The sequence below is a fragment of the Kitasatospora sp. NPDC058032 genome, from assembly GCF_042885845.1.
Taxonomy (GTDB): Bacteria; Actinomycetota; Actinomycetes; order Streptomycetales; family Streptomycetaceae; genus Kitasatospora.
Genome location: NZ_JBHVRK010000014.1, coordinates 225,845 through 248,645, shown reverse-complemented (window position 1 = coordinate 248,645; position 22,801 = coordinate 225,845). Strand labels below are relative to the sequence as shown.

Sequence of the window (22,801 nt, the reverse complement as noted above, 5' to 3'; positions counted from 1 at the left end):
GCCCGGTTACATTCCGAACCCGGAAGCTAAGCCTCACAGCGCCGATGGTACTGCAGGGGGGACCCTGTGGGAGAGTAGGACGCCGCCGAACAAATATTCTGGAGAAGCCCCCGCCGGTCATCGGTCGGGGGCTTCTCTGTTGTAAGGTCAACATGCAGTAGTTGCTATACGTGACAGGAGGCCCCCGGGTGGAGGTCCAGGAGACGCGGGTCCAGACCGATCGCGTCCTCACCATCCCCAACCTGCTGAGCATGGGCCGGCTGGTCGGTGTTCCGCTCTTCCTCTGGCTGATCCTCTGGCCGGTGTTCGACGGACCGAACAACGACGGTTGGGCCTTGCTGATTCTGATGCTCAGTGGCATCAGTGATTACCTGGACGGGAAACTCGCCCGGCGGTGGGGTCAGATCAGTCGGGTGGGGCAGCTGCTCGACCCGCTGGCGGACCGGCTCTATGTGTTCTCCACCCTGGTCGGTCTGACCTGGCGTGAGATCCTGCCGTGGTGGCTGACGGCGATCCTGCTGGCCCGTGAGGTGTTTATCGCGGCGCTTCTGCCGATTCTCAACCGGCACGGCTACGGACCGTTGCAGGTGAGTTTCCTGGGGAAGGCCGCGACATTCAATCTGATGTACGCCTTTCCGCTTCTGCTGCTCGGTTCCGGGGACACCTGGATCGCGCAGCCGGCCGAGGTCGTGAGCTGGGCGTTCATCTGGTGGGGCACGGTGCTCTACTGGTGGGCCGCCATTCTCTACGCGGTCCAGGCGCGGCAGATCATCCGCGGCGACGCCGGCTCCTCGGTGTCCACGGTCTGAGACGTGATCTGAGAGAATTCCCACGACGCCACGGTGCGTCGGACCATACCTTCCGGGTAGACCACCTCTGGAACGGTTTGATGGACCCGCAGGGCCCACCACCGCGAAGGAGGACGCACCCGTAATGAAAGCCGTTGTTATGGCAGGGGGCGAAGGCACTCGACTTCGCCCGATGACCTCCAGCATGCCGAAGCCGCTGCTTCCGGTCGCCAATAGGCCGATCATGGAGCACGTGCTTCGGCTGCTGAAGCGGCACGGTCTCTCCGACACCGTCGTGACCGTCCAGTTCCTGGCCTCACTGGTGAAGAACTACTTCGGTGACGGCGAAGAGCTGGGCATGCATCTCACCTATGCGAACGAGGAGACCCCACTAGGCACTGCGGGGAGTGTCAAGAACGCCGAGGACGCTCTCAAGGACGACTCCTTTCTGGTGATCTCCGGCGACGCGTTGACGGACTTCGACCTCTCGGAATTGATCGAGTTTCACCGCAGTAAGAACGCACTGGTCACCGTCTGTCTCACCAGGGTGCCGAACCCCCTGGAGTTCGGGATCACCATCACCGACGACGAGGGCCGGGTCGAGCGCTTCCTGGAGAAGCCGACCTGGGGGCAGGTCTTCTCGGACACGGTGAACACCGGCATCTATGTGATGGAGCCCGAGGTCTTCGACTACGTCGCGGCCGGCGAATCGGTGGACTGGTCGAGTGACGTGTTCCCGCAGCTGCTCAAGGAGGGCAAGCGGGTCTACGGCTACGTGGCCGAGGGCTACTGGGAGGACGTGGGCACCCACGAGAGCTACGGCAAGGCCCAGGCGGACGTCCTGGAGGGCAAGGTCGACGTCGAGCTCGACGGGTTCGAGATCTCCCCGGGCGTCTGGGTGGCCGAGGGCGCCGAGGTGGACCCGGAGGCGGTGCTGCGCGGTCCGCTGTACATCGGCGACTACGCCAAGGTCGAGGCCGGGGTGGAGATCCGCGAGCACACCGTGCTCGGCAGCAACGTGGTGGTGAAGCGCGGCGCCTTCCTGCACAGAGCGGTCGTGCACGACAACGTGTACGTCGGGCCGCAGAGCAATCTGCGCGGCTGCGTCGTCGGCAAGAACACCGATGTGATGCGGGCCGCGCGGATCGAGGACGGCGCGGTGATCGGGGACGAGTGCCTGGTCGGCGAGGAGTCGATCATCGCGGCCAACGTCCGGGTCTACCCGTTCAAGACGATCGAGGCCGGCGCGGTCGTCAACACCTCGGTGATCTGGGAGTCCCGGGGGCAGGAGCACCTGTTCGGGGTGCGCGGCGTCTCCGGCATCCTCAACGTCGAGATCACCCCGGAGCTGGCCGTCCGGCTGGCCGGGGCGTACGCGACGACGCTGAAGAAGGGGGCGACCGTCACCATCGCGCGTGACCACTCGCGTGGTGCGCGCGCGCTCAAGCGGGCGATGATCTCGGCCCTGCAGACCAGCGCGATCGACGTCCGCGACCTGGAGAACGTGCCGATGCCGGTGGCCCGGCAGCACACGGCGCGGGGCAGCGCGGGCGGGATCTTCCTGCGGACCACCCCCGGGGTGCCGGACTCGCTGGACATCCTGTTCTTCGACGAGCGGGGGGCCGACCTGTCCCAGGCGGGCCAGCGCAAGCTCGACCGCGTGTACGCGCGGCAGGAGTACCGCCGGGCGTTCCCCGGCGAGATCGGCGACCTCACCTTCCCGTCCAGCGTCTTCGACTCCTACGCGGGCAACCTGCTGCGGACCGTGGACATCACGGGCGTGCGGGAGGCGGGGCTGAAGGTGGTCGTGGACACCGCGCACGGCAGTGCGGGGCTCGTCCTGCCGAGCATCCTCGGCCGGCTCGGGGTGGAGGCGCTGACCGTCTCCAGCGGGCTCGACGAGTCGCGGCCCACCGAGGACGCCGAGGAGCGGCGGGCCGGGCTGGCCCGGCTCGGGGAACTGGTCGCCTCCTCGCGTGCGGCCTTCGGCGTGCGCTTCGACCCGGTGGGCGAGAGGGTGGCCTTCGTGGACGAGCTGGGCCGGGTGATCGACGACGACCGGGCGCTGCTGGTCCTGCTGGACCTGGTCGCGGCCGAGCGGCGGAGCGGGCAGGTGGCGCTGCCGGTCACGACGACCCGGATCGCCGAGCAGGTCGCGGCGTACCACGGCACCCAGGTCATCTGGACCACCACGACGCCGGACGACCTGGCCAAGGCGGCCTCCGCCGAGGGCACGGTGTTCGGCGGCGACGGGCGCGGCGGTTTCGTGGTGCCCGAGTTCAGCGGGGTGCTGGACGGGGCGGCGGCGTTCGTCCGGCTGGTCGGCCTGGTGGCCCGCACCCAGCTCACGCTGAGCCAGATCGACGCGCGGATCCCGCAGGCGCACATCCGCCGGCGGGACATCGCGACGCCGTGGGCGGCGAAGGGCATGGTGATGCGCTCGGTGGTGGAGGCGGCCGGCAGCCGGCGGCTGGACACCACGGACGGCGTCCGGGTGGTGGAGACGGACGGGCGCTGGACGCTGGTCCTGCCGGACCCGGCCGAGGCGGTCACCCACCTGTGGGCCGAGGGCCCGGACGACGCGGCGAGCGAGGCCCTGCTCGACGAGTGGGCGGCGGTGGTCGACGGCGCCGGGCGGTGAGCCCGGGGCGGGGCGGGACGGCGGTGGCCGTCCCGCCCCGCTGTCCGTTTCGGGCGGTTGGTCATGGTCCGCCGGGTTTGGCATGTGTGCAGGTCAGGGGGCGTGCGCCGGGCCCTCGCGCGACATGGGACGATGGTCCCCATGTCAGCGACGCCGGGGCAGGGTGCCAGCAGTGGACGGTTCAGCCGTCCGGATGCCTCGATGTCCCTGCTGACCAACGTGATGGACCACAGCCTGGACGAGGGTTACGCCGAGGCGGCGGCCGCGCGGGGCGGGGACGGCCCGTACCGGATACCGGGGACCCTGCGCGGGGCGCTGACGCTGGGGGCGGGACTGGCGCTCGTCGGCGCGGTCGTCACGGTCGGGGCGGTGAACGCGCACAAGGCGGAGCCGACGCTCGCCAAGGAGCGCGATGCGCTGATCCACCGGATCAACGACGCCAACGGCTCGGCCGACCACCTCCAGCAGCAGGTCCAGGACCTGCGCCGGAAGGTCGAGACCACCCAGCAGCAGGCGCTCGCCTCGGGCGACACCGAAGCGGCGGCGGTGGTCGGCGCGGTGGGCCTCGGCGAGGTGACCGGGCCCGGTGTGAAGCTGGTGGTGGAGGACGCGGCCGGCACCGGTGCGGGCGGGAACGTCGACCCGCGCGCCGGCCAGGGCTTCTCCAACAGCGGGCGGCTGCGCGACCGCGATCTGCAGCTGGTGGTGAACGGACTCTGGGCCTCGGGCGCGGAGGCCGTCTCGATCAACGGCCAGCGGCTCACCGCGCTCTCGGCGATCCGCGCGGCCGGTGAGGCCGTACTGGTGGACAACCGGCCGCTGGTGCCGCCGTACACGGTGCAGGCGCTCGGGGACGGGCCGCGGATGGTGAGCGCCTTCGAGAACGCCATGGCGGGTCAGTACCTGCGGCTGCTGCAGGAGAAGTACGGCATCAAGTCGACGATCTCGCCGCAGAAGAGCCTCACGCTGCCCGCGGCCGTCGGCGTCACGCTGCGGACCGTCCAGCCCGCCACCCCCGAGGCCTCGCCGAGCGCGAGCGCGAGCGGCTCCGCGAGTCCGGGCGCGAGTCCGGGCGCGAGCGGGACCGGCGCCCCGAGCGGGAGCCCCACGGCCGGCGCGCCGTCGACGGGAAGCCCGTCCGCCGAGGCCTCGCCGTCGCCGAAGGCGAGCGGCAAGCGCTCGCCGAGTGCCCCGCCCACCAGGACCACCACCTCCCACCCGCCCACCGCGACCACCGGGTCGCCCGCCGCAGCGACAGGAGCCGCTACACCGTGATTGCCGTACTGGGTCTCGTGATCGGGGTCGTCGTCGGACTCTTCGTCCAGCCCGAGGTGCCCGACGCCGTGGTGCCCTACCTGCCGATCGCGGTGGTGGCGGCGCTGGACGCGGTGTTCGGCGGCGTCCGCGCGATGCTGGACGGGATCTTCGACGACAAGGTGTTCTTCGTCTCGTTCCTCTCGAACGTGGTGGTGGCGGCGCTGATCGTCTTCCTCGGAGACCAGCTGGGCGTCGGCTCGCAGCTGTCCACGGGCGTGGTCGTCGTGCTGGGCATCCGCATCTTCTCCAACGCCGCGGCGATCCGGCGCCATGTCTTCCGTGCCTGAGCAGGACCGCGGGCGCGCGGCGGAGGAGAAAGTGGACGGATCGGCGGGAGAAGTCGTGCAGGACGAGAAGCGAGGGGAAAGGTCGGAGGTCGAGGCGGTGGGCGCGCCGGTCGAGCCCGAGGCCGAGCCCGTGGCCGCGGTCGGGCCCGTGGCCGTGGTCGTCCCGTCCGGTCCCGGGCGCGCCCCCGGGGTGACGCCCGCGCCCGCGCGTGCGCCGGAGGTGACGGCACGGACGCCCGTCCTGGACGCCGGGTCGGACGCCGTGGCGCCGGAGGCCGAGGAGGAGCCGGAGCCCGAGGACGACCTGGAGGAGCCCGAGCACGCTCCGATGTCGGTGTCCGCCCACACCGTCGACCGGCACGCCGGGCGGCGCCGGCTGATGGCCGCGCTGTGGCCGCCGCGGCTGTCGCGCGGTCAGCTGGTGGTGGCCCTGCTGCTGTTCTCGCTCGGCCTGGGCCTGGCGATCCAGGTCCGCTCGACCAACGACCACCACAGCCAGCTGCGCGGCGCGCGCCAGGAGGACCTGGTCCGCATCCTCGACGAACTGGACAGCCGGCAGCAGCGTCTCCAGCAGGAGAAGGCGGAGCTGGAGCAGTCCCTGGCCAAGTTGGAGAACAGCTCCAACCAGGCCAAGGAGGCCCAGGAGCAGACCAGGAAGAAGGCGACGGAACTCGGCGTCCTCGCCGGGACCGTCCGGGCCACCGGTCCGGGCATCGTACTGACGGTCGATGATCCCCAAGGGCAGGTGAAGGCAGATATGCTGCTGGACACCCTGCAGGAACTCCGAGCGGCGGGGGCGGAGGCGATTCAGATCAACGATGTGCGCGTGGTGGTCAACACCTACTTCACGGACGTGTCCGGCGGCGGTGTGCAGATCGACGGCAAGAAGGTCTCGGCGCCCTACCGCTTCACCGTCGTGGGGAACCCGCAGGACCTCACGCCCGCGTTGAACATTCCGGGAGGCGTGGTCCGTACCCTGGAGAGCCACCAGGCTCGCGCGACGATCTCCCCGCAGCAGAAGGTGGTCGTCGACGCCATCGTCGATCCGAAGACGCCGCAGTACGCCAAACCGGCTCCGAAGTGACCGTCACGTTCGGAGCGCCGCTCCAGCCGGCCCGATCCACGACCGGGCCCGCATCCTGTCCGAGGTTCTCACCCTGCCCCACGGGCGGGTCTGTCACACGCAAGGGGATTCGCCCGTGAGTTTCTTCTCGAAGTTGTTCGGTCGTAACAAGGGCCGCAACGCGGCCGCGGCGGAGGCGCCCACCGCGCTGCACCGCCGGGACGACGAGCCCGCCGTGCCGGGCATGCGCTCCGCCCCCGAGGGCGCGGAGTACGCCGAGCGTCCGCTGTTCCGGGACGGTGCCCAGTACGCGGGGAATCAGGCGGGCTACGGCGCGTCGGTTGACCCCTCCGGCGCCCCGCGCATAGGTTTCCCGACAGGACCCTCAACCTCTGGTGGAGGGTTTGCCCCGGACCCGTACGCCGGGCACAACCCGTCGGGTGTGCCGCGCCAGGAGGCTGTGAACATGGCTGGCCCCACTCCGTGCCCCAGGTGCGGCAACCAGAACCCGGCCTCGGCCCGGTTCTGCTCCAACTGCGGCACGGCGCTGCGCGGCGGGCTGCTGCCCGAGGGGGCGGCCGAGACCACCTCGACCATCTCGATCTCCGGTCTGGAGTCCTACGACCCCAACACCACGACGGGGACCGGCACGCCGGCGCTCTCGGCCGAGGTGCTGGCCGCGATCGACGCCCTGCCCCCGGGCTCGGCCCTGCTGATCGTCCAGCGCGGCCCGAACTCGGGCAGCCGGTTCCTGCTGGACTCCGACAAGACGACGGCCGGCCGTCACCCGCAGGGCGACATCTTCCTGGACGACGTCACGGTCTCCCGCAAGCACGTGGAGTTCCGCCGGACGCCGGGCGGCGGGTTCACCGTCGCCGACGTCGGCAGCCTCAACGGCACCTACGTCAACCGGGAGCGGATCGACGAGGTCGCCCTGAACAACGGCGACGAGGTGCAGATCGGGAAGTACCGGCTGGTCTTCTTCGCCAGCCACAACCGGGGGTACTGAAACCAACGTCGGCAGGAGCCCGAGTGAGTCCGAACAGCACTTCCTCTCCTCTCGGGGCGACCACCCCCGCGTCGTCCGGCCCCCGGCCGGACCAGGGCGCGCGGGGGGTGGTCGCGGCCCCCAGGCAGCCGCTCCGGCCGGACCGGCCCGCCGGGCGGCGGCGCGGCGGTGACGAGCTGTTGAGCATCGGCGCCGTGCTGGCCTTCCTGCGCGACGACTTCCCCGAGGTCACCATCTCCAAGATCCGCTTCCTGGAGGCGGAGGGGCTGGTCGAGCCGCAGCGCACGCCCTCGGGGTACCGCAAGTTCAGCCCGGCCGACGTCGAGCGGCTGGCCTACGTGCTGCGGATGCAGCGCGACCACTACCTGCCGCTGCGGGTGATCCGCGAGCACCTCGACGCGATCGAGCGCGGTGAGAGCCCGCCGGCGCTGCCCGGGGCCGCGGACACCCGGCCCGGGCCGCTGGAGGAGGCGGACCGGGAGCTGACCGCCTCGGCCGAGGCCTCCGCCGGGGTCCGGCTGGGCCGGGCCGAGCTGCTGGCGGCCGCCGAGGCCGGCGAGACCGAGCTGGCCGAGTGGGAGTCCTACGGACTGGTCGCCCCCGGGCCGGACGGCGGCTACGACGGCGAGGCGCTGCAGGTCGCCCGGCTGGTCGCCGAACTCGGCCGGTTCGGGCTCGAGCCGCGCCACCTGCGGGCCATGAAGGCGGCCGCGGACCGGGAGGTCACCCTGGTCGAACAGGTGGTGGCGCCGCTGCGACGGCACCGCAACCCGCAGACCCGGGCGCACGCCGAGGCCACCGCCCGGGAGCTCGCGACGCTGTCCGTCCGGCTGCACGCCGCGATGGTCCAGGCCGGCCTGCGGATCCGTTCGTAACGGCCGCCCCTTCGTGCCCACCCCGCTGACCAGCGGCGTCGGCGCTGCGCTTTCATATCCGGGTCGGGAGCCATAGGGTTGCCTGTGTGAATGAGCTCGACGTCGTGGGTGTCCGGGTGGAGATGCCTTCCAACCAGCCGATCGTGCTGCTCCGGGAGGTCGGGGGCGATCGCTACCTGCCGATCTGGATCGGCCCCGGCGAGGCGACCGCGATCGCCTTCGCCCAGCAGGGCATGACGCCGGTGCGCCCGCTGACGCACGACCTGTTCAAGGACGTCCTGGAGGCGCTCGGCCAGCAGCTCACCGAGGTCCGGATCACCGATCTGCGCGAGGGCGTCTTCTACGCCGAGCTGGTCTTCGCCGGCGGGGTGGAGGTGAGCGCCCGGCCGTCCGACGCGATAGCGCTGGCGCTGCGCACCGGAACCCCCATCTACGGGAGCGAGGAGGTGCTCGCGGAGGCGGGCATCGCGATCCCGGACGAGCAGGAGGACGAGGTCGAGAAGTTCCGCGAGTTCCTCGACCAGGTGTCGCCGGAGGACTTCGGCGGGGGCGGCCCGCAGTAGGGCGCGGGGCGGCCCGGGGGCGCTGCGGAAGCCGGCCGGAAGGCCGAAGTGCCGTAAGCGGTGCGGCTGTTTTGCCAAAATGCCTCCACCTACCCACACTAGGGGCACGAAAAACCACTCTCCTGGGTGACGCGGTCTGTTCGGCCCGGCGTGGCGATCGTTGACGGGCCATGGGGGACTGCCTACCGTCAGGAGGGGCTGCCCGGGTGTCCGACGCCCGCGGTCTGGGTTGCCCGCAGCACGAGTGGACGGAGGTAGGCATGACCGGCACTGGCGATGAAGTGGCCACGGGAGGCCTGTGCGCCGTGCACCTGCCGCGCACCACCCGAACGGTGACCGAACTGCCCCGGACGGCGGAGCTGCCGCGGGTGGGACGGTTCCCGGCGGTACAGCCCGGCCAGCCGGCTCTGGAGCGGTTCTCGCCGACGTCCGAGCTGATCGGCTACCGGGGCCCGACCGCCTGCGCGGCGGCCGGGATCACCTACCGCCAGCTGGACTACTGGGCCCGCACCGGTCTGCTGGAGCCCAGCGTCCGCTCGGTGTACCCGGCGAGCAGCCAGCGGCTCTACGGCTTCCGCGACATCCTGCTGCTGAAGATCGTCAAACGGCTGCTGGACGCCGGCGTCTCGCTGCAGAACATCCGGGTGGCGGTCGCCCATCTGCAGGCCGCCGAGATCGCCGACCTGGCCGGGCTGACGCTGATGTGCGACGGCGCGACGGTGTACGAGTGCACGACGCCCCAGCAGGTGGTCGACCTGATGAAGGGCGGCCAGGGGGTCTTCGGGATCGCGGTCGGAGCGGTCTGGCGGGAGCTGGAGCTGACCCTGGTGCGGCTGCACGGGGAGCGCACCGACACCGGCGAGACGGTGGTCGGCCAGGATCCGGCGGACGAGCTGGCGCAGCGGCGCAACCGGGCTGTCTAGGACACGCCCCAAGGACTTCGAGGGACGCCGTGGGCCCGGACGGGGAACCGTCCGGGCCCACGGCGTCGTCGTGCCCGGTGAGCCGGGACGAGGGAGGGCATGTGCGGCGGTTCGGTGACGGGATCCCCGGTCTGGTGGCGCGCAGGGCGGTGCGGCTCGGTCTGCGGCTGCGCCGGCGGCCGGTGCAGCGGCGGCTGTTCCAGCTGGTGACGCTCGGCTGCTCGCTGGCGCTCGCGCCGAGCGCCTGGCTGTGGCTCGCCGCGGGGGACCGGGTCGGCACGGTGGCGAGCGCGCCCCCGGCGCCGGTGGCGGTGGTGTTCGGCGCCGGGCTGTTCGACGGCAAGCCCTCGCCGTACCTTGCGCACCGGCTCGACGCGGCGGTGGAGCTGTACGGCACGGGGAAGGTCCAGGCGATCCTGGTGACCGGTGACAACGGCCGGACGAGCTACGACGAGACCGACGCGATGCGCGGGTACCTGATCGAGCACGGGGTGCCGGAGGTGCGGGTGGTCGGCGACTACGCGGGGTTCGACACCTGGGACTCCTGCACCCGGGCGCACCGGATCTTCGGGGTGGACCGGGCGGTGCTGGTCAGCCAGGACTTCCACGTCCGGCGGGCGCTGGCGCTGTGCGAGGCGGCGGGCATCGAGTCCTACGCGGTGGGGGTGCCGGAGGTACGGGACGCGACCTGGCTGTACGGCGGGTTCCGGGAGATCCCGGGGGCCGGGAAGGCGGCGCTGAACGCCTGGCTGCGGCCGGACCCGCTGTTCCTCGGCCCGCGCGAGCCGGGCATACCGCAGGCGCTGGCGGACGTGGGGCCGGAGCAGTCGGCGCGCTGAGCGGGCGGCCGGGTTCGGCGGCGTTGTCGCACCCGTGGGGCATGATCGGCGGGTGCGGTCACTGCCGAGCATCATCCACCTCGACATGGACGCCTTCTTCGCGTCGGTGGAGCAGGCGGCCAAGCCGAGCCTGCGCGGCAAGCCGGTGATCGTCGGCGGACTGGGCGGGCGCGGGGTGGTGTCGACCGCCTCCTACGAGGCGCGGCGGTTCGGGGTGCACTCGGCGATGCCGATGGCGCAGGCGCGTCGGCTCTGCCCGAACGCGGCCTTCCTGGCCGGCCGTTTCGAGGCGTACCGGCAGGTGAGCGAGCTGGTGATGGCGCTGCTGCGGGAGCTGTCGCCGCTGGTGCAGCCGCTGAGCCTGGACGAGGCCTTCGTCGACCTGGAGGCCGGTCCGTACGGCCCGGTGCTGGCCGAGGCGGAGCACGGGACGGGGGAGCGGCTGGTGCTGGCGCTGGCGGAGGACCTGCGGGCGGACATCGAGCGGCGCACCGGGCTGACCGCCTCGGTCGGGGCGGCGGGCTCGAAGCTGATGGCCAAGATCGCCTCCGAGCAGGCCAAGCCGGACGGGCTGGTGCTGATCGAGCCGGGGCAGGAGCGGGCGGTGCTGGGGCCGATGCCGGTGCGGGCGCTGCCGGGGATCGGCCCGGCCACCGAGCAGGTGCTGCGCCGGGCGGGGCTGAACACGGTGGCCGAGCTCGCCGAGGCGGGGGAACCGGAGCTGGTGCAACTGCTGGGCAGGGCGCACGGGGCCGGTGTCCACCAGATGTCGACAGGCCTGGACGACCGGCCGGTGGTGGCGGACCAGGACGCCAAGTCGGTTTCGGTGGAGGACACCTTCGAGGTGGACCTGGCGGACCGGGACCGGGTGCTGCGCGAGGTGGAGGCGCTGGCGCTGCGCTGTGTGCGGCGGCTGCGCGGGGCGGGGCGCTCGGGTCGCACGGTGGTGCTGAAGGTCCGGCGTTTCGACTTCTCCACGCTGACCCGCTCGGAGACGCTGCGCGGTCCGACGGACGAGGAGGCGGTGATCGTCGAGACCGCCCGGCGGCTGGCCGCGCAGGTGGACATCACGGGCGGGGTGCGGCTGTTGGGCGTGGGGGTGGCGCAGCTGGCCGACTACACCCAGGAGGACCTGTTCGCGCAGGCCGTCCGGGAGGAGACCGAGGCCGCCGGGGCCGGGGCCGAGGAGGAGCCGGAGGCGGTCGAGGAGGAGGCCGTGGCGGTGCGGCGCTGGCTGCCGGGGCAGGACGTCCACCACGCGGAGCTCGGGCCGGGGTGGGTGCAGGGCAGCGGGGTGGGGCGGGTGACGGTGCGCTTCGAGACGCCGTGGAGCGGGCCGGGGCGGGTGCGGACCTTCGTGATCGAGGATCCCGCGCTGGAGCCGGCCCGGCCGCTGCCGCTGCGCGAGGGATGGCCGGGCGCGACGGAGGAGCGGGAGGACGACGCTTAGGCGCGAAGCGGCCCCACCCGGCGGGGGGCCGGGTGGGGCCGCGTGCGTTCCGGGCCTCGGACGGTCGCGATGCCCTCGGCGACCGTCCGGGTCCGGTCCCCGCGCCCTGTCCCTGGGCGCGGGGCCGGACGCCTCGTCAGGCGTCGGTCTTCACCGGCTCCCGGCCGGAGGTCAGGTCCGCCGCCGGGCTGCCGGTGGTCACGCTGGTGACCGGCTTGACGGAGCGGATGAGGAACGGGACGGCGCCGGCCACGGCGCAGACCACGGCGGCGGTCCAGAAGGCGTGCCGGTAGGCGTCCAGGGTGGGAAGCGAGACCGGGATCGGCAGCTTCATGGTGTCGCCGGTGAGGACGGCGGCCATGACGGCGGTGCCGATCGCGCCGCCGACGGTGCGCAGCACGGCGTTCATGCCGTTGGCGATGCCGCTCTGCTCGGCCGGGACGGCGCCGTTGATGTAGGCGGGCATCGCCGAGAAGGCGAGGCCGATACCGAGGCCGAAGATCGCCGAGGAGAGGTAGATGTCGCCCTCGTGGCTGTGCCGCAGGGCCAGGTAGGCCATCGAGACGGCGCCGAGGACGCCGCCGAGGACCAGCGGCAGGCGCGGGCCGCGGCGGGCGATCAGCAGTGCGCCGAGCGGGGCGGCGACCATCGAGCCGAGGGCGGAGGGCAGCAGCATCACGCCGGCGTGCAGCACGGTGGCGGTGAAGCCGTAGTGGGCGAGCTTCTCCGGGGTCTGGGCGAAGTTGCTGATGACCATGAAGGAGCCGTACATGCCGAAGCCGATCAGCAGGCCGGCCAGGTTGGTGAAGGCGACGGCGGGGCGCGACATCATCTTCATGTCGACCAGCGGGTGCGCGACCTTGACCTCGATGACGCCCCAGATCAGGGCGACCACGGCGGCGACGGCGAACAGGCCGAGGGTCTTGGTGGAGGTCCAGCCCCAGTGGTTGCCCTGGCTGACGGCGACCAGCAGGGCGGAGAGCCAGCCGGCGAGGGCGATCGCGCCGAGCGGGTCGGCGCCGCCGTCCTTGTCGGTGACCGGGTCGGTGGGCACCCGCAGCGCGACCAGGGCGACCGCGATCAGGCCGAAGACCAGGCCCATCCAGAAGATCGACTTGTAGCTCCAGTGCTCCAGCAGCAGGCCGGTGGCGACCAGGCCGAGGCCGCTGCCGACGCCCATCGAGGCGCTGATGGCGGCGACGCCGCCGGTGACCTTCTGCTTGGGCAGTTCGTCGCGGACGATGCTGATGGCGAGCGGCAGCACGCCACCGCCGGCGCCCTGCAGCACGCGGGCGACGACCAGCCAGGTGAAGGAGTGGGTGGAGACCGCGAGGGCGGAGCCCGCGACCAGGCCGCCGAGCGAGATCAGCAGCATCGGCTTGCGGCCGCGCAGGTCGCCGAAGCGGCCCAGCAGGGGGGTCAGCACGGCGGCCGACAGCAGGTTGGCCGTCATCAGCCAGGTGATGCTGGAGCCGGAGACGCTCAGTTCCTTGGCGAGCGAGGGCAGGATCGGGACGACCGCGGTCTGCACCACGCTGAACGACAGCATCGCCAGGATGAGGGCCGGCAGGACCCGGGCGCTGCTCTGCTTCTCGGCCGCGGTGGTGGGCTGTGGTGCCTCACTCACGGTTGCTTCCTCCCGTACATAGTGAATGAACTGAAGTAACCATGCAGGGGGATACTTCAGTGTGTCAAATATTCATTGGTTAAGCCTTGGTAAAAAGGAAGGACCCCGGCCGGGGGCGGCCGGGGTCCTGCGGTACGGCGGAGCGGGAGTCCGCCGTCAGACGAGCGGGCGGTCCGGAGCGGGCCGGGCCGGGGCCGGCGCGGCGGGCGGCGGCGAGGTCGGGAAGGCCGGCGTGGCCGCGGCGTTGTCGTGGACCTCGACCTGCTCGCGCCGCAGCTCCTCGCGGACGACCTCCTCGGTGCTGTACCGCTCGACCACCAGCCGGACCCGTTCGACCGGCGCCAGGTACTTGCGGACCACCGGACGCTCCTCGCGCAGGGTGACCTCCTCCACCGCCTCGGCGATCTCCTTCTCGTCGAGCGCGGCCCGCTCGGCCTCGCCGACCGGCACCCGTTCGACCCGGACCCGCTCGCGGACCACCGGGATCCGGCGCTCCACCTGCTCGCTGGTCACGTACTTGCGCAGCTTCGCGGTGCCGATCACGTGCCACTCGGTGGTGACGTCCAGGCGCTCCTCGCGGCAGGTGATCTCCAGCGGGCCGGTGGGGGAGGAGGCGGACGGGCCGGTCTCGGGCCGCCGCGCGGGGCGCGGCTGCGGCTCGGTGGCGGGGTGGGGCGCGGTGGGCGCGGCCGGGGGAGCGGCGAAGGTCCGCACCCGGGTCTCGGGCGTGGCGTCGGCCGGCTTGTCGAGATCGGCCGCCCGGTGGAAGGTGAGCTGCTTGGCCGGGCGCGAGGCGTCGGTGCCGCCGGCCGCTCCCGTCCCGTTGGTGGCGGCCGTCGCGTTCGGGGCCCCCGTCCCGTTCGGGACGGGCGGGCTCGCGGGCGCGGCGGTGGGGCCGGTGCCCGCGGTGGTGCCGAAGTCGAGGTCGGCCGGCTTCTCCGACGGGCCCTCGCCCGGCGCCGATGGCCGGCCCTCCGCCGGGGTGTCCAGCCCGTAGTAGCGGTAGAGCTGGAGCTCCTGGGCGGGCGACAGGTGCTGGCCCACGCCGAAGTCCGGTGACTCCTTCACCAGGGACTTGTCGTACGGCACCCGCAGCTCGTCGCCGGAGAACTCGCTCGTGGTCAGGGGGACGAAGGCGTCGCGGCCGAAGATGCCGGTCCGGACGGCGGCCCACTCGGGGCGGCCGGTGGAGTCGTCCAGGTACACCTCGTCGATGGTGCCGATCTTGTCCCCGTTGCGGTCCACCGCCTTGTGGCCGATGAGGTCCCGGGGGTCGATGTCGGTCTGCACTCTTTTCCTCCAGTGCGGTGAGCTCGCGGAAACGCCCGCAGGACAGCGCCACTTCACACCAAAAGCCATCAAACGGGCGCGCGCGAGCGGGATGCGGCCGGACGGGCCCGGGGCTGCGCCGACCGGGGCACGGCCGCTGACAGCGGTGAAGTCGCCGAAGGACCTGACGCACCCGTGATCGCGGTGCCTCCCGCTGGTACCCTGGGCGCGACCGCCGAGCCCGCTCGGGAGAGTCCTCGACAGCGGAAGCCGCTGGTCGTGGCGCCGAAGGAGCAACTCCTCCCCGGAATCTCTCAGGCATCCGTACCGTGCGGGATAGGTCACTCTGGAAAGCAGGGCAGGATCGCGGGCGAGGGAGCCGGCGGACCCCACCCTCACCGACGGTGCAAGCCGGCGGGGCGTCCCACGGCGCTCCGCGCGGGCGAAGCTCTCAGGTCCCGATGACAGAGGGGGAGGCCTGTCGGGTTCGTCCGACCGGGCCGCTCCGCTGTTGTCCGCAGCGGCGGGGCGCCGGGCGTGCGCACCCCCGCCGGTCCGTGACCAGGAGGCCTCGACCACCATGAACGCCCAGCCGAACTCGGGACGCCCCACGACCCCCGCGACCCTCACCGAGCTCGAACAGGCCAGCCCCTTCGAGAACCGCCACATCGGCCCCGACGCCGCCGCGCAGGAGAAGATGCTGGCCCAGGTCGGGTACGCCTCGCTGGACGAGCTGGCCACCGCCGCCGTCCCCGAGGCCATCCGCTCGATCACCGCGCTCGACCTGCCCGCCGGGCGCAGCGAGGCCCAGGTCCTCGCCGAGCTGCGCGAGCTGGCCGGCCGCAACACCGTGCTCACGTCGATGATCGGCCTGGGCTACTACGGCACCTTCACCCCGCCGGTGATCCTGCGCAACGTCATGGAGAACCCGGCCTGGTACACCGCGTACACGCCGTACCAGCCGGAGATCTCGCAGGGCCGCCTGGAGGCGCTGCTCAACTTCCAGACCCTGGTCTCCGACCTGACCGGCCTGCCCACCTCCGGCTCCTCCCTGCTGGACGAGGGCACCGCGGCCGCCGAGGCGATGGCCCTGGCCCGCCGCGTCACCAAGGTCAAGGGCGGTGTCTTCCTGGTCGACGCCGAGACCCTGCCGCAGACCGTCGCGGTGATCAACACCCGCGCCGTGCCGACCGGCGTCGAGGTGGTCGTCGCCGACCTGTCCGAGGGCATCCCGGCCGAGATCGCCGAGCGCGGCGTCTTCGGCGTGCTGCTCCAGTACCCCGGCGCCAGCGGCGTGGTCCGCGACCTCGCCCCGCTGATCGAGCAGGCCCACGGCCTGGGCGCGATCGTCGCCGTCGCCGCCGACCTGCTCGCCCTCACCCTGCTGAAGTCGCCGGCCGAGCTCGGCGCCGACATCGCCTGCGGCACCTCCCAGCGCTTCGGCGTGCCGATGGGCTTCGGCGGCCCGCACGCCGGCTACCTCGCGGTGCGCGCCGAGTACGCCCGCTCGCTGCCCGGCCGCCTGGTCGGTGTCTCGGTCGACGCCGACGGCAACCGCGCCTACCGGCTGGCCCTGCAGACCCGCGAGCAGCACATCCGCCGCGAGAAGGCCACCAGCAACATCTGCACCGCCCAGGTGCTGCTCGCCGTGATGGCCTCGATGTACGCCGTCTACCACGGCCCGGACGGCCTGGCCGACATCGCCCGCCGCACCCACCGCTACGCCGCCGCACTCGCCGAGGGCCTGCGGGCCGGCGGCGTCGAGCTGCTGCACGGCGAGTTCTTCGACACCGTCACCGCGGTCGTCCCCGGCCGCGCCGCGGAGATCGCCGCCGCCGCCCGCGCCAACGGCATCAACGTCTTCCAGGACGGCGCGGACCGGATCTCGGTCTCCACCGACGAGACCACCACCCGCGAGCACCTGGCGGGCGTCTGGGCCGCGTTCGGCGTCGAGGGCGTCGAGGTCGCGGAGGGCGCCGACGCGCTGCCCGCCGCGCTGCTGCGCGAGGACGAGTACCTCACCCACCCGGTCTTCCACAGCCACCGCTCGGAGACCGCCATGCTGCGCTACCTGCGCCGCCTGTCGGACCGGGACTACGCGCTGGACCGCGGCATGATCCCGCTGGGCTCCTGCACCATGAAGCTCAACGCGACCACCGAGATGGAGTCGGTGACCTGGCCGGAGTTCGGCCAGCTGCACCCCTTCGCCCCGGTCGACCAGGCCGAGGGCTTCCTCACCCTGATCCGCGGTCTGGAGCGGCAGCTGGTCGAGGTGACCGGCTACGACGCCGTCTCCATCCAGCCGAACGCCGGTTCCCAGGGCGAGCTGGCCGGCCTGCTGGCCGTGCGCGCCTACCACCACGCCAACGGCGACACCCAGCGCGACGTCTGCCTCATCCCGTCCTCCGCGCACGGCACCAACGCCGCCTCCGCGGTGATGGCCGGCATGCGCGTGGTCGTGGTCAAGACCCTGGTCGACGGCGACGTCGACGTCGAGGACCTGAAGGCCAAGATCGAGCAGCACCGCGACAGCCTCGCCGTGCTGATGGTCACCTACCCGTCCACCCACGGCGTGTACGAGACCCAGATCACCGAGATCTGCGGCCTGGTGCACGAGGCCGGCGGCCAGGTGTACGTCGACGGCGCCAACCTGAACGCGCTGGTCGGCCTGGCCAAGCCGGGCAAGTTCGGCGCGGACGTCTCGCACCTGAACCTGCACAAGACCTTCTGCATCCCGCACGGCGGCGGCGGCCCGGGCGTCGGCCCGGTGGCGGTGCGCGAGCACCTCGCGCCGTACCTGCCCAACCACCCGCTCCAGGCGGAGGCCGGTCCGGCCACCGGTGTCGGCCCGATCTCGGCCGCCCCGTGGGGCTCGGCGGGCATCCTGCCGATCTCCTGGTCGTACGTCCGGCTGATGGGCGGCGAGGGCCTCAAGCGCGCCACCCAGGTCGCGGTGCTGAACGCCAACTACATCGCCAAGCGGCTGGCCCCGCACTTCCCGGTGCTCTACACCGGCCCCGGCGGCCTGGTGGCGCACGAGTGCATCATCGACCTGCGCCCGCTCACCAAGGACACCGGCGTGACGGTGGACGACATCGCCAAGCGCCTGATCGACTACGGCTTCCACGCGCCGACCATGTCGTTCCCGGTGGCCGGCACGCTGATGATCGAGCCGACCGAGTCCGAGGACCTCTACGAGATCGACCGCTTCTGCGACGCGATGATCGAGATCCGGGCCGAGATCGACAAGGTCGGTTCGGGCGAGTGGGCGGCGGAGGACAACCCGCTGCACAACGCCCCGCACACCGCGGCCGAGCTGGCCGGCGACTGGGCGCACGGCTACACCCGTCAGGAGGCGGTCTTCCCGGCCGGCGTGAACCCGGCGGACAAGTACTGGCCCCCGGTCAGCCGCATCGACGGCGCGTACGGCGACCGCAACCTGGTCTGCTCCTGCCCGCCGCTGGACGAGTACGGCGTCTGACGCGCAGGGCGTCCGGCGCCGGACCGGCGCACGGCACACGGCAGGGCCCCGGCGGATCCGTCCGCCGGGGCCCTGCCCGTCGCGCTCGTTCCCCCGTGGCGTCCCGGCGGCTCAGACCGCGCTCGCGGCCGGACGGCGCGGGGCGATCACCCGGCCGTCGGGCAGCAGCTCACCGGTGTCCTCGAACAGCAGGACGCCGTTGCAGAGCAGGCTCCACCCCTGCTCCGGGTGACAGGCCACCGGGACGGCGGCCTCGCGGTCCTCGGACTCGGCCGACGGGCACTCAGGACGGTGCTGGCACATACGCGTACCCTCGCTTCGCTCTGCGATCCTCCCCGTGACGCGGTGTCGCCGGTGGCCGGCGGGCGTCGCCGCGGTGGTCGGATTCTGTCCGGGCGCCGGGCCAGGTGTGGACCGGCGCTCATGTGGGTAGGACAGGAGGTCCTTCCACGCTGGTTCCCAGTGTCGGCATCCGGGGGCGCGAGCGCAGCGATTTCGTGACATGCGCCACAACCCCCGGGCAGAGATCACCCGTTCAGGTGGTCGGGGGTCGTCGGCGGCACCGGACGGGCCATCCGGCGGACGACCCGGAAGGGCCATGCCGGATGACCCGTCCGGATCGGCCGTCCGAGTGACGGTGGGTCGGGCGACGGTTCGCAGGACGGGTCGGGCGGGGGTTCCGCGGGCCGGCCCTCAGTGCGCCCCGGAGGCGAGCCGGGCGGAGTCCGTCGCGCCGAGCAGCAGCGGACGGGGGTCGATCGTGGTCCGGGCGACCGGCGTGCGGGCCAGCAGCGGCAGCAGCTCGACGGCCGGGTGGGCGCGGTGCGCGGTGACGCCCATCGGTGCCGGGGCCAGCGGGATCAGCAGGTCGGTGCCGGGGGCGCCGTCCGGGCTGTGCAGCCACAGGGCCGTCGCGTACTGACCGGGGAAGGTCAGCAGCCGCGGCTGGCAGCGGAACCGGGCGGACTGGGCGAGCTGCCAGGCCTCGCGCAGCGCCCGGAGCGTGGAGTCCAGGTACGGACCGGCGGTGAAGTGGGAGAAGGTGTGGCCCTCCGCCCCCTGCACCACTTCGGCGGCGGCGGCCACCTCGGTGCCGTCCTTGATGAGGAAGCGCCACCCCGTCCGCCGGGCGGCGGCGAGTTCGGCCCGCGGCCCCTCCAGGACGTGGACGGCGAGCGGGTGCGCGGGGAGGAGCGGCCCGGTCGGATGACGCAGCGCGGCGGCGGCGGGTTGGCGCAGCGCGGTCTCCGAGTCGAGCGCGGCGAGAACCGCGCGCAGGGCACTGGGCGGGGGCTGGGGGGTCTGCAGAGTCATGGCAAGGTCGCCTCTCCGTGCGAGATCGGCGTGCGAGTGCGGCATACCGGCATGGCTGGTGCGTCGGCGGTGACGGGACCTGGGCCTTGTCCGGTTGGGCAGGATCGCGGTGCCGGCGCGGCCGTTGTCGCCGGATCTCGCGGCGATGGGCGGCCGGGCCGTGGCGCAGTGCGAATTCTACTCGAACAGGTGCGCAGGGTGACCTGTTTATCACAGGCGGTGGCACCGGGCAAGTCGGCAGATGCGCTGAAACAGCATCAGTTTCCTTGCAATGCAAGCCAATCGAAGCTTTCGGGTATCGATCTTCGGGGTGGGCATGATGCTTGCACGGTCGGGGGCCGGCCGGCTCTTGAGGAGGAGACCATGGGCGAGAAGGTCGTGGCGACCCGGGCGGACCTTTCGGACCGGCAGATGTACCGGCGCAAGCTCCAGTCCTGCCTGGACGCGCTCGGCCGGATGCTGCGCGAGGACCGCTTCGACCGCCCCAAGGGCGTCCTGGGCGTGGAGATCGAGCTCAACCTCGCCGACGAGCAGGGCCTGCCGTTGCTGAACAACGCCCAGGTGCTCACCTCGATCGGCTCCGCCGACTTCCAGACCGAGCTCGGCCGCTTCAACATCGAGGTCAACATCGCGCCGCACCGGCTCTTCGGGCACGTCTTCGAGGAGCTGCGCGAGGAGCTCGACACCGGGCTGAAGTACGCCGACCGGCGGGCCGCCGAGGCCGGTGCGCGGATCGTGATGGTGGGCATCCTGCCGACCCTGGAGCTCGACCACACCGGGCTCGACGCGATGTCCCACAACCAGCGCTACAGCCTGCTCAGCGACCAGATCCTGGCCGCCCGCGGCGAGGACATCACGCTGGACATCGAGGGCGTCGAACACCTCCAGCTGGAGTCGATCACCATGGTGGCCGAGGCCGCCGCGACCTCGCTCCAGCTGCACCTCCAGGTGACGCCGCAGCGGTTCTCCTCGGTGTGGAACGCCGCCCAGGCGATCTGCGGGCCGCAGCTCGCGCTCGGCGCCAACTCGCCGTTCCTGTTCGGGCGGGAGCTGTGGCGGGAGACCCGGCCGGTGCTCTTCCAGCAGGCCTGTGACACCCGTTCGGCGGAGCTCAAGGCGCAGGGCGTGCGCCCGATCACCTGGTTCGGCGAGCGCTGGGTGGACTCGGCGTACGACCTGTTCGAGGAGAACCTGCGGTACTTCCCGGCGCTGCTGCCGATCTGCGACGACGAGGACCCGGCCAAGGTGCTGGCCTCCGGCGGTGTGCCGCGGCTGGCCGAGATGCGGCTGCACAACGGCACCATCTACCGCTGGAACCGGCCGGTCTACGACGTCAGCGGCGGGGTGCCGCACCTGCGGGTGGAGAACCGGGCGCTGCCCGCCGGGCCGACCGTGGCCGACACGCTCGCCAACGCGGCGTTCTACTACGGCGTGGTGCGGGTGCTGGCAGAGCAGCCCCGGCCGATCTGGACCAGGCTGCCGTTCGAGCGGGCCGACGAGAACTTCCAGCAGGCGGCCCGGTACGGCGTCGACGCGGTGTTCCAGTGGCCGCGGCAGGGCCGGGCCGGGCGCGGCGGCGGGCTGACCACCGTTTCCGCCGTCGATCTGGTGCTCAACGAGCTGCTCCCGATGGCCTACCAGGGCCTGGACGCGTGGGGTGTGGAGCCGGCCGACCGGGACCGCTACCTCGGCATCATCGAGCAGCGCTGTCTGCGCCGCGTCAACGGGGCGTCCTGGCAGGTCGCGACCTTCCACCGGCTGCGCGAGCAGTACGGGATGGACCGGTCGGCCGCGCTGGCGGCGATGACCCGGCGGTACATGGAGCACATGCGCGGCGGCGAGCCGGTGCACACCTGGCCGGTGGGGTAGGACCCCCGGGCCCGCCGGGCGCGCTGTGGAAGGATGATCGCTCCGGTCCGCCGACGGCCGCCCGCCGGCGCCGGAGCGCCGTCCGTCCGCCGTCCGTCCGCCGCCCGTGCTGGAGCACCCCCGTGACGACCGTCCCGACCGTACCGGAGACCGCGAAGCCGACCCGCCGCCTGCTCGGGGCGGAGCTGCTGATCGTCCTCGGCCTCTCGCTCGGGGCGAGCGGCATCAGCGCGCTGATCAGCTTCACGGGCTCGCTCACCGAGACGGTGAAGCTGGGCCAGCAGGTGGCCACCCTGAACGGCTCGCGCGCCCCCGGCCGGCCCTGGCTGGACCTGGTCTGGCAGCTCTACTACATCGGCCGCGGGCTGATGCCGGTCGCGCTCGTCGGCTACCTGCTGGTGCGCGAGGGCGCGGCGCTGCGGGTGCTCGGCTTCGACCTCCGGCGGAAGCTGTCCGACCTCGGCCGCGGCGCGGCCGTCGCGGCGGCGATCGGCGGCTCCGGGCTGGCGCTCTACCTGGTCTCGCAGGCGGCCGGCTACAACCTGACGGTCGCCCCGTCCGGGCTGCCGGACGTCTGGTGGCGGATCCCGGTGCTGCTGCTGTCGGCCTGGCAGAACGCGATCCTGGAGGAGGTCGTCGTCCTCGGCTACCTGCTGCGCCGGCTGGGGCAGCTGGGCTGGTCGTGGCCGGCGCAGCTGGTGGCGAGCTCGCTGCTGCGCGGCTCGTACCACCTGTACCAGGGGGTCGGCGGGCTGGTCGGCAACATGGTGATGGGCGCGGTGTTCTGCCTGCTGTACCGGCGGTGGGGGCGGGTGATGCCGCTGGTGGTGGCGCACGCGCTGATCGACACGGTGGCGTTCGTCGGGTACGCGCTGCTCGCCGGGCACGTCAGCTGGCTGCCCACCGGCTGATCCGGGGCAGCGGCCCGGGGCGCGGCGGGCCGGACAGCAGCCGGTCGACGTGGTGGCGTTCGAGGCCCGGGCCGGGGTCGATCGTCAGCAGCAGGCGGTCGCGGCGCCAGAGCGCGTTGCGGACCAGCCGGGGCGGGATGACGTCGTCGACCCAGGCGAACGGGCGGCCGGCCGCGTACCGCAGCAGGGGCGCCCACTTGCGGGCGGAGAGCAGTTCCATCAGCGGCACGCGCGGGTCGCCGGGCTGCGGGACGTAGCCGGTGAAGCGGACGAAGGGCAGCTCGGGCAGGCCGATCGCCGGGGCGATGTGGCTGTTGGCGTGCTCCTCCCACGTCGTGGCCCACACGAGTTCGTAGGTGTGGGCGAGCTCGCGCAGCCAGGCGCCGTGCCGGGCGGAGAGCAGCACGGTGTAGCCGAACAGGGTGTGGGCGTCGAAGTCGGCCTCGGGGGCGGGGCAGACCGGGTTGAGCACGCCGTCCACGTCCAGGAACAGCAGTGGCTTGGGCATCGGGTGTCCCCCTGGTCTCATCCGTCGTCACCTGCTCGGACGTGCCGCGCCCTCCGGCGGTTTCCCG

General features: G+C 72.6%; 19 protein-coding genes, 1 rRNA gene and 1 riboswitch. Of the genes, 15 read left to right on the top strand and 5 right to left on the bottom strand.

Annotation, left to right across the window (positions count from 1 at the left end):
* The 12 genes from rrf to ACFVUH_RS23175 all read left to right on the top strand — a co-directional run.
* A 5S ribosomal RNA gene (gene rrf, locus ACFVUH_RS23230) occupies positions 1-91 on the top strand; the annotation flags it as partial.
* Between the two features lie 97 nt (positions 92-188).
* On the top strand, positions 189-809 hold the full coding sequence (locus ACFVUH_RS23225) for a CDP-alcohol phosphatidyltransferase family protein (RefSeq protein ID WP_355369019.1): 621 nt from the start codon (positions 189-191) through the stop codon (positions 807-809).
* Between the two features lie 124 nt (positions 810-933).
* A complete protein-coding gene (locus tag ACFVUH_RS23220) occupies positions 934-3,429 on the top strand; it encodes a mannose-1-phosphate guanyltransferase (protein WP_355369017.1) in 2,496 nt (831 codons plus the stop codon).
* A gap of 141 nt (positions 3,430-3,570) precedes the next feature.
* Positions 3,571-4,704 (top strand): DUF881 domain-containing protein, encoded by a 1,134-nt coding sequence (locus ACFVUH_RS23215; protein WP_387915164.1) that lies wholly within the window; start codon positions 3,571-3,573, stop codon positions 4,702-4,704.
* Entirely contained in the window at positions 4,701-5,033 is a 333-nt protein-coding gene (locus ACFVUH_RS23210; RefSeq protein ID WP_344340336.1) for a small basic family protein, read from the top strand. Before ACFVUH_RS23215 ends, ACFVUH_RS23210 begins: the two co-directional genes overlap by 4 nt.
* A 55-nt stretch (positions 5,034-5,088) precedes the next feature.
* Positions 5,089-6,117: a DUF881 domain-containing protein gene (locus ACFVUH_RS23205; protein ID WP_387915163.1), complete on the top strand. Its 1,029-nt coding sequence runs from the start codon at positions 5,089-5,091 to the stop codon at positions 6,115-6,117.
* A gap of 115 nt (positions 6,118-6,232) precedes the next feature.
* Positions 6,233-7,105, top strand: coding sequence for an FHA domain-containing protein (locus ACFVUH_RS23200; protein WP_355369013.1), 873 nt, complete (start codon positions 6,233-6,235; stop codon positions 7,103-7,105).
* A gap of 179 nt (positions 7,106-7,284) precedes the next feature.
* A complete protein-coding gene (locus tag ACFVUH_RS23195) occupies positions 7,285-7,980 on the top strand; it encodes a MerR family transcriptional regulator (protein WP_387915162.1) in 696 nt (231 codons plus the stop codon).
* An 86-nt stretch (positions 7,981-8,066) separates the two neighbouring features.
* Positions 8,067-8,543 (top strand): bifunctional nuclease family protein, encoded by a 477-nt coding sequence (locus ACFVUH_RS23190; RefSeq protein WP_030062493.1) that lies wholly within the window; start codon positions 8,067-8,069, stop codon positions 8,541-8,543.
* Positions 8,544-8,803: 260 nt separating this feature from the next.
* Positions 8,804-9,466: a MerR family transcriptional regulator gene (locus ACFVUH_RS23185; RefSeq protein WP_355369009.1), complete on the top strand. Its 663-nt coding sequence runs from the start codon at positions 8,804-8,806 to the stop codon at positions 9,464-9,466.
* A 134-nt stretch (positions 9,467-9,600) separates the two neighbouring features.
* The gene (locus ACFVUH_RS23180; protein WP_387915171.1) at positions 9,601-10,305 is read left to right on the top strand and encodes a vancomycin high temperature exclusion protein; all 705 of its coding nucleotides are present in this window, start codon (positions 9,601-9,603) and stop codon (positions 10,303-10,305) included.
* 52 nt (positions 10,306-10,357) lie between these two features.
* Positions 10,358-11,755, top strand: coding sequence for a DNA polymerase IV (locus ACFVUH_RS23175; protein ID WP_387915161.1), 1,398 nt, complete (start codon positions 10,358-10,360; stop codon positions 11,753-11,755).
* A 136-nt stretch (positions 11,756-11,891) separates the two neighbouring features.
* Here the strand turns inward: ACFVUH_RS23175 and ACFVUH_RS23170 are convergent, their stop codons facing one another.
* Together ACFVUH_RS23170 and ACFVUH_RS23165 are read right to left on the bottom strand one after the other, a co-directional pair.
* The gene (locus ACFVUH_RS23170) at positions 11,892-13,382 is read right to left on the bottom strand and encodes an MFS transporter (protein ID WP_355369005.1); all 1,491 of its coding nucleotides are present in this window, start codon (positions 13,380-13,382) and stop codon (positions 11,892-11,894) included.
* 156 nt (positions 13,383-13,538) lie between these two features.
* Positions 13,539-14,672 carry a DUF2382 domain-containing protein gene (locus tag ACFVUH_RS23165; RefSeq protein ID WP_387915160.1) on the bottom strand — a complete coding sequence of 378 codons (1,134 nt, stop codon included), beginning with the start codon at positions 14,670-14,672 and terminating at the stop codon, positions 13,539-13,541.
* A 215-nt stretch (positions 14,673-14,887) separates the two neighbouring features.
* Positions 14,888-14,991: riboswitch (glycine riboswitch) on the top strand.
* A gap of 240 nt (positions 14,992-15,231) precedes the next feature.
* Here ACFVUH_RS23165 and gcvP point away from each other — a divergent pair.
* Positions 15,232-18,132 carry an aminomethyl-transferring glycine dehydrogenase gene (gene gcvP / locus ACFVUH_RS23160; RefSeq protein WP_387915159.1) on the top strand — a complete coding sequence of 967 codons (2,901 nt, stop codon included), beginning with the start codon at positions 15,232-15,234 and terminating at the stop codon, positions 18,130-18,132.
* Between the two features lie 111 nt (positions 18,133-18,243).
* Here gcvP and ACFVUH_RS23155 read toward each other — a convergent pair whose 3' ends face one another.
* Both ACFVUH_RS23155 and ACFVUH_RS23150 read right to left on the bottom strand, forming a co-directional pair.
* Positions 18,244-18,435, bottom strand: coding sequence for a DUF5999 family protein (locus ACFVUH_RS23155; protein WP_266273201.1), 192 nt, complete (start codon positions 18,433-18,435; stop codon positions 18,244-18,246).
* A gap of 390 nt (positions 18,436-18,825) precedes the next feature.
* A complete protein-coding gene (locus tag ACFVUH_RS23150) occupies positions 18,826-19,446 on the bottom strand; it encodes a hypothetical protein (protein ID WP_355368998.1) in 621 nt (206 codons plus the stop codon).
* 363 nt (positions 19,447-19,809) lie between these two features.
* On the opposite strand from ACFVUH_RS23150, the gene ACFVUH_RS23145 reads away from it, so the two are divergent.
* Complete coding sequence (locus ACFVUH_RS23145) at positions 19,810-21,315, top strand: glutamate--cysteine ligase (RefSeq protein WP_355368996.1); 1,506 nt, start codon at positions 19,810-19,812, stop codon at positions 21,313-21,315.
* Between the two features lie 122 nt (positions 21,316-21,437).
* Positions 21,438-22,226, top strand: coding sequence for a CPBP family intramembrane glutamic endopeptidase (locus ACFVUH_RS23140; RefSeq protein WP_355368994.1), 789 nt, complete (start codon positions 21,438-21,440; stop codon positions 22,224-22,226).
* Here the strand turns inward: ACFVUH_RS23140 and ACFVUH_RS23135 are convergent.
* Positions 22,204-22,734: an HAD domain-containing protein gene (locus tag ACFVUH_RS23135; RefSeq protein WP_355368992.1), complete on the bottom strand. Its 531-nt coding sequence runs from the start codon at positions 22,732-22,734 to the stop codon at positions 22,204-22,206. The two genes, ACFVUH_RS23140 and ACFVUH_RS23135, sit on opposite strands and share 23 nt — an antisense overlap.
* Positions 22,735-22,801: the final 67 nt, after the last annotated feature.

What these genes read in the sequence shown, in the direction of transcription:
- ACFVUH_RS23145 (WP_355368996.1), top strand. Translation starts at nt 19,810, where the DNA reads ATGGGCGAGAAGGTCGTGGCGACCCGGGCGGACCTTTCGGACCGGCAG.
- gcvP (WP_387915159.1), top strand. Translation starts at nt 15,232, where the DNA reads ATGAACGCCCAGCCGAACTCGGGACGCCCCACGACCCCCGCGACCCTC.
- ACFVUH_RS23135 (WP_355368992.1), bottom strand. Translation starts at nt 22,734, where the DNA reads ATGCCCAAGCCACTGCTGTTCCTGGACGTGGACGGCGTGCTCAACCCG.
- ACFVUH_RS23150 (WP_355368998.1), bottom strand. Translation starts at nt 19,446, where the DNA reads ATGACTCTGCAGACCCCCCAGCCCCCGCCCAGTGCCCTGCGCGCGGTT.
- ACFVUH_RS23215 (WP_387915164.1), top strand. Translation starts at nt 3,571, where the DNA reads ATGTCAGCGACGCCGGGGCAGGGTGCCAGCAGTGGACGGTTCAGCCGT.
- ACFVUH_RS23155 (WP_266273201.1), bottom strand. Translation starts at nt 18,435, where the DNA reads ATGTGCCAGCACCGTCCTGAGTGCCCGTCGGCCGAGTCCGAGGACCGC.
- ACFVUH_RS23185 (WP_355369009.1), top strand. Translation starts at nt 8,804, where the DNA reads ATGACCGGCACTGGCGATGAAGTGGCCACGGGAGGCCTGTGCGCCGTG.
- ACFVUH_RS23220 (WP_355369017.1), top strand. Translation starts at nt 934, where the DNA reads ATGAAAGCCGTTGTTATGGCAGGGGGCGAAGGCACTCGACTTCGCCCG.